Raw genomic sequence first — 13,980 nt, forward strand, 5'->3', positions numbered from 1 at the left:
TTTCTACCTCAGCTTCAGGGTGGCAAGGCCGATCAGCACGAGAATCACGGTGATGATCCAGAAACGGACGATCACTCGTGGTTCAGGCCAACCCTTGAGTTCAAAGTGGTGGTGAATGGGCGCCATGCGGAATACGCGGCGACCGGTCAGTTTAAAAGAGGCGACCTGAATGACGACTGACAGGGTTTCCATCACGAACACGCCGCCCATGATGAACAGGACGATTTCCTGACGGACGATCACCGCGATGGTGCCCAAGGCCGCGCCCAGCGCCAGTGCGCCGACGTCACCCATGAAGACTTGTGCCGGATAGGTGTTGAACCACAGGAAGCCCAGGCCGGCGCCAATCAGTGCGCCGCAGAACACGATCAGTTCGCCCGCGCCCGGTACATAGGGAATCAGCAGGTATTCGGCGAATTTCACGTTACCCGACAGGTAGCAGAAAATGCCCAGGCCGCCGCCCACCATCACCGTCGGCATAATCGCCAGGCCGTCGAGGCCGTCGGTCAGGTTGACCGCGTTGCTCGAACCGACAATCACGAAATAGGTGAGGACGATGAAGCCTGCGCCCAGTGGAATGCTGTAGTCCTTGAGCATCGGCAGGATCAGCGTGGTTTCCACCGGCGTGGCGGCAGTCATGTAAAGGAAGATCGCCGCGCCCAGGCCGAACACCGATTGCCAGAAATACTTCCAGCGGCTTGGCAAGCCACGGGAGTTTTTCTCGATCACCTTGCGGTAGTCGTCGACCCAGCCGATGGCGCCGAACAGCAAGGTCACCAGCAGTACGACCCAGACGTAACGGTTGCTCAGGTCAGCCCAAAGCAGGGTGCTGACGCCGATGGACGACAGGATCAGCGCACCGCCCATGGTCGGTGTGCCCGACTTGGACAGGTGCGACTGCGGGCCGTCATTGCGAACGGATTGACCGATCTGACGGTTCTGCAAAGTGCGGATCATCCACGGGCCGTAGCACAGCGACAAGACCAGCGCGGTCAGTACACCGAGAATCCCGCGCAGGGTCAGGTACTGGAAGACCGCGAAGCCTTTGTAGAACTGTTGCAGATACTCCGCTAGCAGCAGCAGCATTAATGTTTCTCCAGGCTGGACCCGCACAAGGCGGCGACGACGTTTTCCATCGCAGCGCTGCGCGACCCCTTGATCAAAATGGTGGTGTTTGTGTCTTGCTCGGCGCCCAGGGCATTGATCAGTTCAGCCTGCGTGCTGAAGTGAAAAGCCTCTGGACCGAATGCCTTCACGGCGTGAGCCATCATTGGCCCGACGGCGTACAGCGCGCAAACCTTGCCACGGGCGTACTCGCCCACGTCGCGGTGCCCCTGCTCCGCCCATTCGCCCAACTCGCCGATATCCCCGAGCACCAGGACGGTGCGACCGGAAAAGCCGGCCAGTATATCAACGGCAGCGCACATGGAGGTGGGGTTGGCGTTGTAAGTGTCATCGATCACGCGCATGCCATTGCTGGCCAATTGCGCGACGGTGCGACCCTTGACTGGTTGCACCGCGCCAAGACCGGTGGCGATACCGAACAGCGACACACCCAGGGCATGGGCGGCAGCGGCGGCGGCCATGGCATTGGCGACGTTATGGGTGCCGAGCAGGTTCAGTTGAACACGCTCTACACCTTCAGGGCTGTGCAGATTGAATGCCGGGCAGCCACGGGCATCGGTGGCCAGGTCACTGGCGTAGAAATCGGCGCTGGTGTTGCTCAACGCAAACGTCAGCACCTTGCGATCACCGGCACGCGTCTTCCAGATACCGAATGCCTTGTCTTCGAGATTGAGCACTGCGACGCCATCGGCCTCCAGCCCTTCGATGATCTCGCCCTTGGCTTCAACGATTTTTTCCGGGCCACCAAACTCGCCGACGTGGGCGGTCCCGGCATTGTTGAGAATGGCCACGTGCGGTTTGGTCAGGCCAACGGTGTAGGCAATTTCGCCGAGGCGCGAAGCACCGAGTTCGATCACTGCCGCCGTATGCTCCGGCGCCAGTTCGAGCAGGGTCAGCGGCACACCGAGATCGTTGTTCAGGTTGCCACGGGTCGCCAGTACCAGGCCACGGGTGCGCAGGATGCTCGCAAGCATTTCCTTGACCGTGGTCTTGCCGCTCGAACCGGTGACGGCCGCGACCGGATGGGTGTAGGCGGCGCGATTGAGCGCACCCAGCTGCCCGAGGGCCTGGCGAGTATCGCTGACCAGTAACTGCGGCAGTGTGCTGTCGGCGACTTCGCGCTCGACCAGCGCGGCCACGGCCCCCTTGGCAGCGACTTCATTCAGATAATCATGACCATCGAAGCGTGGACCGGCCAGGGCAATAAACAGCTGACCCGGCTTGATGGCGCGGCTGTCGATGCTGACGCCGTCGAAACTGGCATCGGTCGACACCAGGCGAGCATTCAGCGCGCCGCTCAGCTCGCTCAGTTGCAAGGCCTTAAGCATGGGCCACCTCCCATGCGGTCAAGGCATGATCGGCCTCGACCAGATCGGAAAAGGCATGACGCTCGCCGTTGATTTCCTGATAGTCCTCGTGACCTTTGCCGGCCAGGACAATCACGTCATCCACCGAGGCATTGGCGATCAGCCGGGCAATCGCCTGACCACGACCGGCAACGAACTCGACTTTATCCACAGCCGTGAAACCGGCGCGGATGTCATCGAAAATCACCGATGGATCTTCAGTGCGCGGGTTGTCGTCGGTCACCAGCACGCCATCGGCCAGGCGCTCGACCACTTCGGCCATCAACGGACGCTTGCCGCGATCGCGGTCACCGCCACAGCCGAACAGGCACAGCAACCGACCCCTGGCGTGTGGACGCAGGGCCGTCAGGACTTTTTCCAGGGCGTCCGGGGTGTGGGCGTAATCGATCACCACCAGTGGTTGAGTGCCGCCGCCGAGGCGCTGCATGCGACCGGCCGGGCCTTCGAGCTTCGGCAGCACCTTGAGAATTTCGTCCAGTGCGTAATCCAGGCCAAGCAAGGCGCCAACCGCTGCAAGCACGTTGCTCAGGTTGAAACGGCCGAGCAAGGTACTGCGTAGATGGTGTTCACCCTGCGGCGTGACCAGCGTGGCGCGCACGCCTTCGTCGTCGAACTGCGCTTCACGGCAATAGAGGTAGGCACTGCTGTCGAGCAGGCTGTAGGTGATCAATCGCGATTCACGTTTTTCAGCAGCCAGTTGCCGCCCGAAGTCGTCGTCGAGGTTAACCACCCGGCATTTCAGATCGTCCCAGGCGAACAGCCTGGCCTTGGCTTCACCGTAGGCCTGCATGGTGCCGTGGTAATCCAGATGATCGCGAGACAGGTTGGTCATCACCGCCACGTCGAAGGCCAGTGCCGTCACGCGGCCCTGGTCCAGACCATGGGAAGAAACTTCCATCGCCAAGGCTTTGGCACCAGCCTTTTTCAGGTCGCCCAGCGTCGCCTGGATGGCAATCGGGTTCGGCGTGGTGTGCAGGCCGCTTTCCAATGCACCGTAGAAACCGCAACCGAGGGTGCCGACGATGCCGCAATGCTGACCAAGCAGATCCAGCGCCTGGGCAACCAGTTGAGTGACACTGGTTTTGCCGTTGGTGCCGGTCACGCCGATCAGGTTCAGATGATGGCTTGGCTCGCCATAAAAACGTCCGGCGATGTCCGACAACTGAGCGGCCAGCCCTTTGACCGGAATCAAGGGAACCTCGGTGATTGGCAGCACAGTGGCACCCTCCACCTCATAGGCCACCGCAGCCGCGCCGCGTTGCAAGGCGTCGGCAATGTGCGCACGCCCATCGAATTTCCCGCCCGGCACGGCGAGGAACAGATCGCCCGCTCGCACGTTGCGGCTGTCCAGGGCGAGCTCGCGAATCAGTAGATCGTGGCCGGCGTGAGGGAAAATTTTGTTCAGGCTCAGAGACATCAGCCACGCCCTCCATTGGCTTTCAGCGGAACGACCGGTGTTGCGTTCGCTTGTTGAGTAGGTGGCAGGTTGTCCGGGGTGATGTTCATCAGGCGCAGGGTGCCCGACATCACGCGGCTGAACACCGGCGCGGAGACCAGGCCACCGAAGTAGCCGGCTTTGGTCGGTTCATCGATTACGACCACGATGGCGTAGCGTGGATCGCTCATCGGGCCGAAACCGGCGAACAGCGAACGGTAGGAGTTCTCGGCGTAACCCTTGGTGCCAACCGAGGTTTTACGCGCAGTACCCGACTTGCCACCCACGTGATACGCCGGCACCTGCGCACGGAACACACCGCGCGGGGCTTCGATCACTTGTTGCAGCATGGTTTGCATGGTTTTCGCGACAGCTTCTGGCAATACCTCTGTGGTTTGCGGTGCCTTGTCGGTCTTGATCAGGGTCAGCGGCGCGAGGCGGCCGTTGTTCGCCAGGGCCGAGAAGGCGTGGACCAACTGGATCGCGGTCACGGAAATACCGTAGCCATAGGACAGCGTGGCGGTTTCCGCCTTACGCCATTCGCGATAATTCGGCAGGTTGCCAACGCGTTCACCCGGGAAGCCCAGGCCGGTGTCCTGGCCGAGACCGAGTTTCTGCGCCAGACGGAAAATGGTTTCGCCGCCGATATCGAACGCGACCTTGCTCATCCCGACGTTACTGGAGTTGATCAGGATGCCGGTCAGGTCGAGCACCGGGCCTTCGGTCTTGGAAACGTCCTTGATGGTGTACTTGCCAATCTGCAAGGAGCCCGGATACACCTCGACGGTGTCGCTCGGTTTCCAGCGACCGGTTTCGATGGCGGCGCTCATCGAGATCGCTTTCATGGTCGAACCCGGCTCGAACACGTCGATCATCGCGCGGTTACGCATCATCGCCGGTTGCAGGCTGCGACGGTTGTTCGGGTTGTAGGTAGGCTGGTTGACCATCGCGAGAATCTCGCCGGTCTTCACGTCCATGATCACCAGGCTGCCAGCCTTGGCGCCGTTCTCGATGATCGCGTTGCGCAATTCGCGGTTGGCCAGGTATTGCAGGCGCAGGTCAATGGACAACGCCAAGGGCTTGCCGGCCTTGGCGTTTTTGGTGACCTGGACATCCTTGATCAGCCGGCCGCGCCGGTCCTTGATCACCTGACGCTTGCCGGGGACCCCAGCCAGCCATTCGTCGTAGGCCAGTTCGACGCCTTCACGACCGTGATCGTCGATGTCGGTAAACCCGACCATATGGGCGGTGACTTCGCCGGCAGGATAAAAGCGCCGGAACTCTTCGATGCCATAAACACCCGGCACTTTCAGATCGAGCACAGCCTGGCCCTGCTCCGGGGTCAACCCGCGCACCAGATAAATGAATTCTTTGTTGGCCTGGGCTTCGAGTCGCTCGGCCAGGGCTTTCGGGTCCTGCCCCAGGGCAGCCGCCAGTGCCGGCCACTTCTCTTTGGCCGTTTGCATTTCCTTGGCATTGGCCCAAAGGGTGGTGACCGGAGTACTCACGGCCAAAGGCTCGCCGTTACGGTCGGTGATCAGGCCACGGTGAGCCGGAATCGGAATATGACGAACACTGCGCGCATCGCCCTGCCCCTTAAGGAAGGCACGGTCGACCACTTGCAAATCGATGATGCGCCAGGCAATCGCAGCCACCATGATGCCGAGCAAACCCAGCACCACGCGGAACCGCCAAGGAAAGAGTGCACCTTCGAGTTTCATCATGGCGCCACCATCTTCACGTCAGCGGCACCGGGGATGTGCATTTTCAATTGTTCGGTGGCCAGCACTTCGATACGGCTGTGGGCGGTCCAGGTGCTTTGCTCCAGAATCAGCCGCCCCCACTCCGCCTGCGCCTTGTCGCGCACGCTCAATTCGTTGTACAGCGAATTCAATAGCTGACGGTTCCAGTGCGCGCTGTAGGACACGCCGATGGCCGAAACGAGCACGCCGACAAACAGCAGCAGCATGAAGAAGCTTCCGCCGGGCAATGGCTTGGCGAAAAGCTTGCTCACCGCAGCTTCTCCGCCACACGCATGACAGCGCTTCGCGAACGTGGGTTGGCTTTGAGTTCGGCGTCGGAGGCCGTCTGCGCTTTGCCATGGACTTTGATTTTCGGTTCGAAGGCGACATGCCGAACCGGCAGGTTGCGCGGCAGGTTATCGGCTTCGCCTTTCACCAGCTTGCGCATGAACAGTTTGACGATACGGTCTTCCAGCGAGTGGAAGCTGATCACCACCAGGCGACCGCCCACTTCCAGGCACTCCAGCGCGGCTTCGAGGCCGGCTTCCAGATCACCCAGTTCGTTGTTGACGTGAATGCGCAGGCCCTGAAATGCGCGGGTTGCGGGGTTCTTGCCTTTTTCCCACGCCGGGTTGGCGACCTTCAGGACTTCTGCCAGGTCACCGGTGCGCTCGAATGGCTTGATGTCGCGGCGCTCAACCACGGCACGAGCCATGCGACCGGAGAAACGCTCTTCGCCGTATTCCTTGAACACCCGGGCGATTTCTTCCACGGGCGCGGTGTTGACGAATTCGGCGGCGCTGATGCCACGGGACGGATCCATGCGCATGTCCAGCGGGCCGTCGTTGAGGAAGCTGAAACCGCGCTCAGGGTCATCGAGCTGTGGCGAAGACACGCCCAGATCCAGCAGAACGCCGCTGACCCTGCCGGCCAGACCGCGTTCGGCGACTTCCGAACCGAGCTCGGCAAAGCTGCGCTGCACAACGACAAAGCGGCCGTCTTCGGCCGCTAGCGTCTGCCCGGTGGCAATCGCTTGTGGATCTTTGTCGAATCCGAGCAAGCGACCATCGGGACCGAGCTGGCTGAGAATCAACCGGCTGTGCCCGCCGCGCCCGAACGTACCGTCCAGATAGCAGCCATCAGGACGTACGGCGAGAGCCTCGACGGCTTCGTCAAGCAGTACGGTGATGTGGTTAAAGCCGCTATCAATAGTCACAGGATCAAATCACGCAGTTCATCAGGCATCGCGCCCGGTTGTTGAATAGCAGCCAGGTCAGCGGCAGAAACCGCGTTCCAGGCATCCTCGTCCCACAATTGGAACTTGTTCAGTTGGCCTACCAACATCGCGCGCTTATCCAACTTGGCATATTCACGAAGACGCGGCGGAACCAGAAAACGACCACTGCCATCGAGCTCGAGATCGACGGCATTACCAATCAGTAAACGTTGCAGGCGGCGGTTCTCTTCGCGAAGCGAAGGCAGTGCGCGCAGTTTGGTTTCAATAATTTCCCACTCATCGAGGGGGTAAACACACAAACAAGGATCAACGGCATCAATTGTCACGATCAATTGACCGGAACTACGCGAATCAAGCTCGTCACGGTACCGGCTCGGCATTGCGAGACGGCCCTTTGCATCGAGACTGATAGCGTTGGCTCCGCGAAACACGTCAGCGTTTCTCCAAATTCTAGCGTTTTGAGTTCAAAAAACCCACTTCATGCCACTTTCCGCCACTTGCGCACACTATAGGAATGCGCCCACCACACCGTCAAGGCGCGGATTAAAGGAAAACCCTTACAGAACTGAGATTTAGGATCATTAGCGGAGGGGTAACGAGAATCCGGCACATGAAACTGCCCGATAACTTGAATCAGCGCAGGAGGCTGCGTTCGAAAGTTAAAGTAATTTATTAAGAGTAAGATTTTTTTGGTATTACAAAAGAGGTTCTGCGGATGAATGTGTAAGGAGGGAAATTGCTATCACCATTCCCCTTGCCCATTGATTTAAGCAGAGGGGAAAAAAGGTGGAGAGTCGATCTGTAAGCCGGGTTCTGTCTTGAACAGTCATTCGTCTACGATGGCCATCACTGGACATCTTTAGCAACCTACCCGGTCCCAGCGCGGGCCACGCCTTGGGACCCTATTTGGTCTTGCTCCAAGTGGGGTTTACCTAGCCACGAACTGTTGCCAGACGTGCGGTGCGCTCTTACCGCACCTTTTCACCCTTACCGGCGCCGAAGCGCTTAGGCGGTTATTTTCTGTGGCACTTTCCGTAGGCTCACGCCTCCCAGGCATTACCTGGCACTTCGCCCTATGGAGCCCGGACTTTCCTCCCCCCCCTAATTTTCATAGAGGGCAGCGACTGTCCGATCGACTCTCCGCCGCGAAGGTTACCGGCAGAGCGCCCGAAGAACAAGCGTTAAGCGCCGGTGCGCACGCCTGCGCGTCGGGTTTTACTCGCCCTTCTGCTTATCCAGTGCGATCTGATACAGCACATTCTTTCGTTCGCCGGTGATTTGCGCCGCCAAAGCCGCCGCACGCTTGAGCGGCATTTCTTCGAGCAACAGATTGAGGATGCGCATCGACTCACTGCTGACAGCGCCCTCCTCCTCGGGGGCAGACCAGCCCGCCACCAACACTACGCACTCGCCGCGCTGCTGATTGCCGTCCGACTCGACAAACTCGCGCAGCTCGGCCAAAGGCAGCCCCTTGAGGGTTTCAAACGTCTTGGTCAGCTCACGGGCAAGCAGTGCCGGGCGCTCGGGACCGAACACCAGCTCCATGTCTTGCAGGCATTCGAGTATGCGATGCGGGGCCTCATAGAAGATCAATGTGCGAGGCTCTTCCTTTACCTGTTCGAGGCGCGCTCGCCGCCCCACAGCCTTGGCCGGCAGAAACCCTTCGAAAATGAAACGATCGGATGGCAACCCCGCCGCCGATAACGCCGCAATCAAGGCGCAGGCACCCGGAACCGGCACCACGCTGATGCCTGCCGCGCGAGCCTGTCGCACCAGGTGATAACCCGGATCGGAAATCAGCGGCGTTCCGGCGTCAGAGATCAATGCTACGTTGTCACCGGCAAGCAGACGCGTGATAAAGCGACTACCTTCATCCCGCTCGTTGTGTTCATGACAGGCGGCCAATGGCGTCGAAATGCCGAAGTGTTGCATCAATCGCTGCGAATGACGGGTGTCTTCCGCGGCGATCAAGGCCACTTCACGCAGAATCTTCAGCGCCCGCGCACTGATGTCATCCAGGTTGCCGATGGGCGTCGCCACCACATAAAGCGAGCCAGCAGCAGAATTCAAAGCACCTGGAGCAGTCAAAGCGCACACCTCATGATCGGTAAAAGTCGCCATTGTAGCGCGTAGCGAGGCTCATGCTACGCGCATGCAATCGCGCCATCGGCGAGCGTTTGTGCGCCGGTGCAACATTTACACCAGCTAAATTGATCGATTCACGCCAGTAACATCGCGCCCCGGCCAGTGCTTGGGTACAATTCCACGCTAATTTGATCGAGTATCAGGAACGCTTACATGATCGCTTGCCTGCGGCTGTTATCTGCCCTCTGCCTCGCTGCCTTGCTGGCGGCTTGCGCCAGCTCGCCCTCGTCCAGCCTTGGCGAACTACCACGGACACCGGACGCCAGTATCGAGCAACTGCTTGAGAAGGCCGCCCAAAGCAAATCTGCGGAAGATGCCGCCCTTCTGCGCTTGAGCGCTGCCGACCTGGCCTATCGCCAGGGCAATGCCGGCCAGTCCGCGCAAATCCTGCAACAGGTCCCGGTCGAGCAGCTCAAGCCGGGCCCACAGATTTTCGCCAACACCCTGGCGGCTGAACTGGCCATGACCCGCAATCAGCCCAAGGCCGCACTGGCCGCCTTGAGCCACCCAAGCATGCAATACTTGAGCGAACTGCCCGAGGAACAACAGGTCCGCACCGGCACTGTTCACGCCCGCGCCCTGGAGGCCGACGGCCAGACCCTCGCCGCCGCTCGCGAGCGCATTTTCATTGCCCCGATGCTCAAAGGTGAAGCCGCGAGCAAAAACCACGAAGCGATCTGGACCCTGATCGCTTCGCTGCCGACCGAGCAGTTGCAGCCGAACGCCACCGACGATCTCGGCGGCTGGATGGCCCTGGCCCTGACCGTGAAATCCGCCGGCACCCTGGAGCAGCAACAGGCCGCCATCGACAACTGGCGCGCACAGAATCCGAAACACCCGGCTGCCCTTCAATTGCCGCAGCCACTGACCCAACTCAAGGAGCTGGCCAGCCAGCCCCTGAGCAAGATTGCCCTGCTGCTGCCTCAGGATGGCCAGTTGGCCTCGGTTGGCAAAGCATTGCGCGACGGTTTCATGGCCGCCCACTACCTGGCACAACAGGCCGGGCAGAAACCACCTGCCATCGAGTTTTATGACAGCTCGCGCCTGACATCCATGGACGAGTTCTACCGCAAGGCCCAGGCCGATGGCGTGCAACTGGTCGTCGGCCCGCTGGAAAAGCCGCTGGTCAAACAGCTGAGCACTCGCCCGCAACTCCCGATCACCACCCTGGCGCTGAACTACAGCGAAGGCGATCAAGGCCCGGCGCAGTTGTTCCAGTTCGGTCTTGCCGCTGAAGACGAAGCCCGTGAAGTGTCGCGCCGCGCTCGCGCCGACGGCCTGCATCGCGCAGCCATCATGGTGCCGAAAGGCGAATGGGGCGACCGCGTGCTCAAGGCGTTCAGCCAGGATTGGCAAGCCAATGGCGGCACCATCGTTGCCACCGAACGCGTCGACCAACCGGTCCAGTTGGCCCAGCAGATTGCCGACATGTTCCAGCTGCGTCAAAGCGAAGGTCGCGCCAAGAGCCTGCAAAGCACTGTTGGCTCGCAAGTGGCAGCCCAGCCGTCGCGCCGCCAGGACATCGAATTCATCTTCCTCGCCGCAACGCCGCAACAGGCCCAACAGATCAAGCCGACCCTGAACTTCCAGTACGCAGGCGATGTACCGGTCTACGCCACCTCTCACGTGTTCAGCGCCAGCGGCGACGTCAACCAGTACAACGACATGAACGGCATTCGTTTCTGCGAAACACCCTGGCTGCTGGACGCCAACGATCCACTGCGCCGCCAGGTCACCGCCCAGTGGCCACAAGCCGCCGGTAGCCTGGGACGCCTGTACGCCATGGGCGTGGACGCCTATCGGCTGGCGCCGCGCCTGGGCCAGCTCAAGTCTCTGCCGGACAGCCGCATCGAGGGTGAGTCGGGCAGCCTCGGCATGACTCAGAGCCAGCGGGTCGTGCGCCAGTTGCCATGGGCCCAGTTCGCAAATGGCCAAATCCAGCGCCTGCCGGACACCGCCCGCTGATGCCTGACAGGTCACGCCAGCAAAGCGGTATGGATGCCGAGCGCCACGCGCTCGAGCATCTTCAACAACAGGGTCTGCGCCTGCTGGCGCAGAACTGGTTGTGCAAACGCGGCGAGCTTGATCTGGTCATGCTAGATGGCGATACAGTAGTATTCGTTGAAGTCCGCTACCGAAAAGACACTCAATGGGGTGGCGCGCTCGATAGCATCGATGAGCGCAAACGGCAAAAGCTGATTTTCGCCGCGCAATATTTTCTTCAGCGCGAGTCGCGCTGGGCCAATTCCCCTTGCCGCTTCGACGTGATTGCCATCGACAGCCACCTCGATCAGCTGAACTGGCTACAGAATGCCTTCGATGGCTGATCACCGGCATCACGAACCGGACACTATCACCCAACACTTTTGCTCTTTGCTTTGCGGGCTGCACATTCACGTGCCGAACAGCCGCGCTAATTAAGGTCACACAGATGGACATGCAATCCCGAATTCGCCAGCTTTTTCAGGCCAGTATCGACACCAAGCAACAGGCGATGGAAGTTCTTGCACCGCACATCGAGCAAGCCAGCCAGGTCATGGTCAACGCCCTGCTCAACGAAGGCAAAATGCTTTCCTGTGGCAACGGTGGCTCAGCCGGCGACGCCCAGCACTTTTCGTCCGAGCTGCTCAATCGCTTTGAGCGCGAGCGCCCGAGCCTGCCGGCCATCGCCTTGACGACCGACAGCTCGACGATCACCTCGATCGCCAACGACTACAGCTACAACGAAATCTTCTCCAAACAGATCCGCGCACTGGGCCAACCGGGCGATGTGTTGCTGGCTATCTCCACCAGCGGCAACTCGGCCAACATAATTCAAGCGATCCAGGCCGCACATGATCGCGAAATGATTGTCGTAGCATTGACGGGACGTGATGGCGGCGGCATGGCGTCGCTGCTGTTGCCCGAGGACGTGGAGATTCGCGTACCGGCCAACGTCACCGCTCGTATTCAAGAAGTCCACCTGCTGGCGATCCATTGCCTTTGCGACTTGATCGACAGCCAATTGTTCGGGAGTGAAGAATGACCCCTAATCGCCTCGGCCTACTGGCCTTGACTCTGTGCCTCGGCATCAGCGGTTGCACCTCGGTGGTGACTGCCAGCCGTGAAGCACCCATTGAAGATGACCGCGGCACTCGCACACTGGGCAGCAAGATCGACGACTCCCTGATCGACACCAAAGTTGGCGTGAACATCGCCAAGGCCGACCCGGCCCTGGACAAGGACTCGCACATCGTCATCACCAGCTACAACGGTGTCGTGCTGCTCGCCGGGCAAACGCCACGCGCAGACCTCAAGGCCAAGGCTGAACAGGCTGCCGCCGCGGTCCAGCGCGTGAAGCAGGTGCACAACGAGCTGCAAATCATGCCCCCCTCCTCGCTGTTGGCGCGCCAGAATGACACCTGGCTGACCACCAAGATCAAGACCCAGATGCTCGCTGACGCGAACATCCCTGGTTCGCGCATCAAAGTCGTCACTGAAAACGGCATCGTCTACTTGCTGGGCCTGCTGACCAAACAGGAAGCTGCGCAGGCGACCAACCTGGTGCAAGGCGTCTCCGGCGTGCAGAAGATTGTGAAGCTGTTCGAGTACATCGACTGATCCACATCTTGTAAGAGCGAGCTTGCTCGCGAAAAGCGTCCGGTGAATGCGCTCATTCAGGCAGCCCGCGTCATCGTTCACGCCCATCGCGAGCAGGCTCGCTCCTACATCGTTTGAAGGTGGTGAAGTAATAAAAAAGGCGATCCATCCGGATCGCCTTTTTTATTACTTCACCACCTTCAAACTGGGGCGACCGCTTGGACGCGGTGGCTCGCTGTCCGGTGGCGGAAGGTCGTCATCCGGTTCGATGTCGTCGTCCTCGCCCATCGGCGATTCAAGATCGAACACCATACCCTGGCCGTTTTCCCGGGCGTAGATACCCAGGATCGATGCGATAGGCACGTACAAGGTGTGCGGCACACCACCAAAGCGCCCCTCGAAACTGACCGCCTCGTTATCCATGTGCAAGTGGCGCACGGCTTGTGGCGATACGTTCAGGACGATCTGGCCGTCACTGGCAAAGCCTTGAGGCACCTGCACCGACGGATACTCGGAATTGACCAGCATATGCGGGGTGCAATCGTTGTCCACAATCCACTCATAGAGCGCACGGACCAGATAAGGTCGACTGGAGTTCATAACGGCTCCTTAAGCCTTAGCGCATGTCGCGTTCGACACCAGACAGACTCGCCTGGAAAGCCTCACGCGCAAACTGGCGCTCCATATAATCAAGCAGCGGCTTGGCCGGCCGCGGCAGTTCTATACCCAGAATCGGCAATCGCCAGAGTATTGGCAATAGGCAGCAATCCACCAGGCTTTGTTCCTCACTGAGGAAAAACGGCTTGTCGGCAAACAGTGGCGACACACCCGTCAGGCTTTCGCGCAACTCTTTGCGAGCCACGGCACGGGCTGCCTCCTTGGTCCGCGCATCCAGAATCAGATCCACCAGACCACACCAGTCTCGCTGAATGCGGTGTATCAGCAGGCGACTGTTGGCACGCGCCACGGGATAAACCGGCAGTAGCGGCGGGTGCGGGTAACGCTCATCCAGATATTCCATCACCACGGTCGACTCCCACAACGCCAGGTCGCGGTCGACCAGGGTGGGCAAGCTGCCGTAAGGGTTCACCTCAATCAGTTTAGGTGGCTGGCGTCCAGCTTCCACGTAAATGATCTCGGCGCTGACACCCTTCTCTGCCAGTACGATGCGCACTCGGTGGGAATAGTGGTCGGCGGGGTCGGAGTAACAGGCCAACCGATTGGTCACGCCCATGGCGATCCTCCTCGCTTGTAGAAATTATCGAAAGCGGAAAAACGAGCGCGCCCAGAGGGCGCCTCCCGTAACGACTGGATCACCAGTTTCGCTACCTATTCAGAGGCGCCCTTGGG

Annotated in this window: 14 protein-coding genes and 1 other RNA gene; 4 read left to right on the plus strand and 11 right to left on the minus strand. The window is 60.2% G+C overall.

Annotation, left to right across the window (positions count from 1 at the left end; translation table 11 throughout):
* Positions 1-3: 3 nt before the first annotated feature.
* From mraY to rsmI, 9 genes are all read right to left on the minus strand, one after another.
* Complete coding sequence (gene mraY, locus KSS91_RS24030) at positions 4-1,086, minus strand: phospho-N-acetylmuramoyl-pentapeptide-transferase (RefSeq protein WP_015096766.1); 1,083 nt, start codon at positions 1,084-1,086, stop codon at positions 4-6.
* On the minus strand, positions 1,086-2,453 hold the full coding sequence (locus KSS91_RS24035) for a UDP-N-acetylmuramoyl-tripeptide--D-alanyl-D-alanine ligase (protein ID WP_217836325.1): 1,368 nt from the start codon (positions 2,451-2,453) through the stop codon (positions 1,086-1,088). Before KSS91_RS24035 ends, mraY begins: the two co-directional genes overlap by 1 nt.
* Positions 2,446-3,909 carry a UDP-N-acetylmuramoyl-L-alanyl-D-glutamate--2,6-diaminopimelate ligase gene (locus KSS91_RS24040; RefSeq protein WP_217836326.1) on the minus strand — a complete coding sequence of 488 codons (1,464 nt, stop codon included), beginning with the start codon at positions 3,907-3,909 and terminating at the stop codon, positions 2,446-2,448. The genes KSS91_RS24035 and KSS91_RS24040 overlap by 8 nt, the downstream gene beginning before the upstream one ends.
* Positions 3,909-5,648: a peptidoglycan D,D-transpeptidase FtsI family protein gene (locus KSS91_RS24045; RefSeq protein WP_217838471.1), complete on the minus strand. Its 1,740-nt coding sequence runs from the start codon at positions 5,646-5,648 to the stop codon at positions 3,909-3,911. The genes KSS91_RS24040 and KSS91_RS24045 overlap by 1 nt, the downstream gene beginning before the upstream one ends.
* The gene (ftsL, locus tag KSS91_RS24050; RefSeq protein WP_007998257.1) at positions 5,648-5,941 is read right to left on the minus strand and encodes a cell division protein FtsL; all 294 of its coding nucleotides are present in this window, start codon (positions 5,939-5,941) and stop codon (positions 5,648-5,650) included. Before ftsL ends, KSS91_RS24045 begins: the two co-directional genes overlap by 1 nt.
* On the minus strand, positions 5,938-6,885 hold the full coding sequence (gene rsmH / locus KSS91_RS24055) for a 16S rRNA (cytosine(1402)-N(4))-methyltransferase RsmH (RefSeq protein ID WP_437179712.1): 948 nt from the start codon (positions 6,883-6,885) through the stop codon (positions 5,938-5,940). Before rsmH ends, ftsL begins: the two co-directional genes overlap by 4 nt.
* On the minus strand, positions 6,882-7,337 hold the full coding sequence (gene mraZ, locus KSS91_RS24060) for a division/cell wall cluster transcriptional repressor MraZ (RefSeq protein ID WP_007917012.1): 456 nt from the start codon (positions 7,335-7,337) through the stop codon (positions 6,882-6,884). The genes rsmH and mraZ overlap by 4 nt, the downstream gene beginning before the upstream one ends.
* Positions 7,338-7,692: 355 nt before the next feature.
* Positions 7,693-8,046: RNase P RNA component class A (gene rnpB, locus KSS91_RS24065), an RNA gene on the minus strand.
* A 75-nt stretch (positions 8,047-8,121) separates the two neighbouring features.
* Positions 8,122-9,027, minus strand: a complete 906-nt coding sequence (gene rsmI / locus KSS91_RS24070) for a 16S rRNA (cytidine(1402)-2'-O)-methyltransferase (RefSeq protein WP_193601761.1) — start codon at positions 9,025-9,027, stop codon at positions 8,122-8,124.
* Between the two features lie 177 nt (positions 9,028-9,204).
* Here rsmI and KSS91_RS24075 point away from each other — a divergent pair, with 177 nt between their 5' ends.
* The 4 genes from KSS91_RS24075 to KSS91_RS24090 all read left to right on the plus strand — a co-directional run bounded on the left by KSS91_RS24075 (position 9,205) and on the right by KSS91_RS24090 (position 12,651).
* The gene (locus tag KSS91_RS24075) at positions 9,205-11,016 is read left to right on the plus strand and encodes a penicillin-binding protein activator (protein WP_217836327.1); all 1,812 of its coding nucleotides are present in this window, start codon (positions 9,205-9,207) and stop codon (positions 11,014-11,016) included.
* On the plus strand, positions 11,016-11,378 hold the full coding sequence (locus tag KSS91_RS24080; RefSeq protein WP_095965538.1) for a YraN family protein: 363 nt from the start codon (positions 11,016-11,018) through the stop codon (positions 11,376-11,378). The genes KSS91_RS24075 and KSS91_RS24080 overlap by 1 nt, the downstream gene beginning before the upstream one ends.
* Positions 11,379-11,482: 104 nt before the next feature.
* Entirely contained in the window at positions 11,483-12,076 is a 594-nt protein-coding gene (locus tag KSS91_RS24085) for a phosphoheptose isomerase (protein ID WP_007972584.1), read from the plus strand.
* The gene (locus tag KSS91_RS24090; protein WP_015096776.1) at positions 12,073-12,651 is read left to right on the plus strand and encodes a BON domain-containing protein; all 579 of its coding nucleotides are present in this window, start codon (positions 12,073-12,075) and stop codon (positions 12,649-12,651) included. The genes KSS91_RS24085 and KSS91_RS24090 overlap by 4 nt, the downstream gene beginning before the upstream one ends.
* 165 nt (positions 12,652-12,816) lie before the next feature.
* Here KSS91_RS24090 and KSS91_RS24095 read toward each other — a convergent pair whose 3' ends face one another.
* Positions 12,817-13,230, minus strand: a complete 414-nt coding sequence (locus KSS91_RS24095; protein WP_007972582.1) for a ClpXP protease specificity-enhancing factor — start codon at positions 13,228-13,230, stop codon at positions 12,817-12,819.
* Between the two features lie 16 nt (positions 13,231-13,246).
* Positions 13,247-13,864, minus strand: a complete 618-nt coding sequence (locus KSS91_RS24100) for a glutathione S-transferase N-terminal domain-containing protein (RefSeq protein ID WP_126047488.1) — start codon at positions 13,862-13,864, stop codon at positions 13,247-13,249.
* Positions 13,865-13,980 lie beyond the last annotated feature (116 nt).

This window comes from Pseudomonas azerbaijanorientalis (genome assembly GCF_019139795.1).
GTDB classification, from domain to species: Bacteria; Pseudomonadota; Gammaproteobacteria; order Pseudomonadales; family Pseudomonadaceae; genus Aquipseudomonas; species Aquipseudomonas laurylsulfatiphila.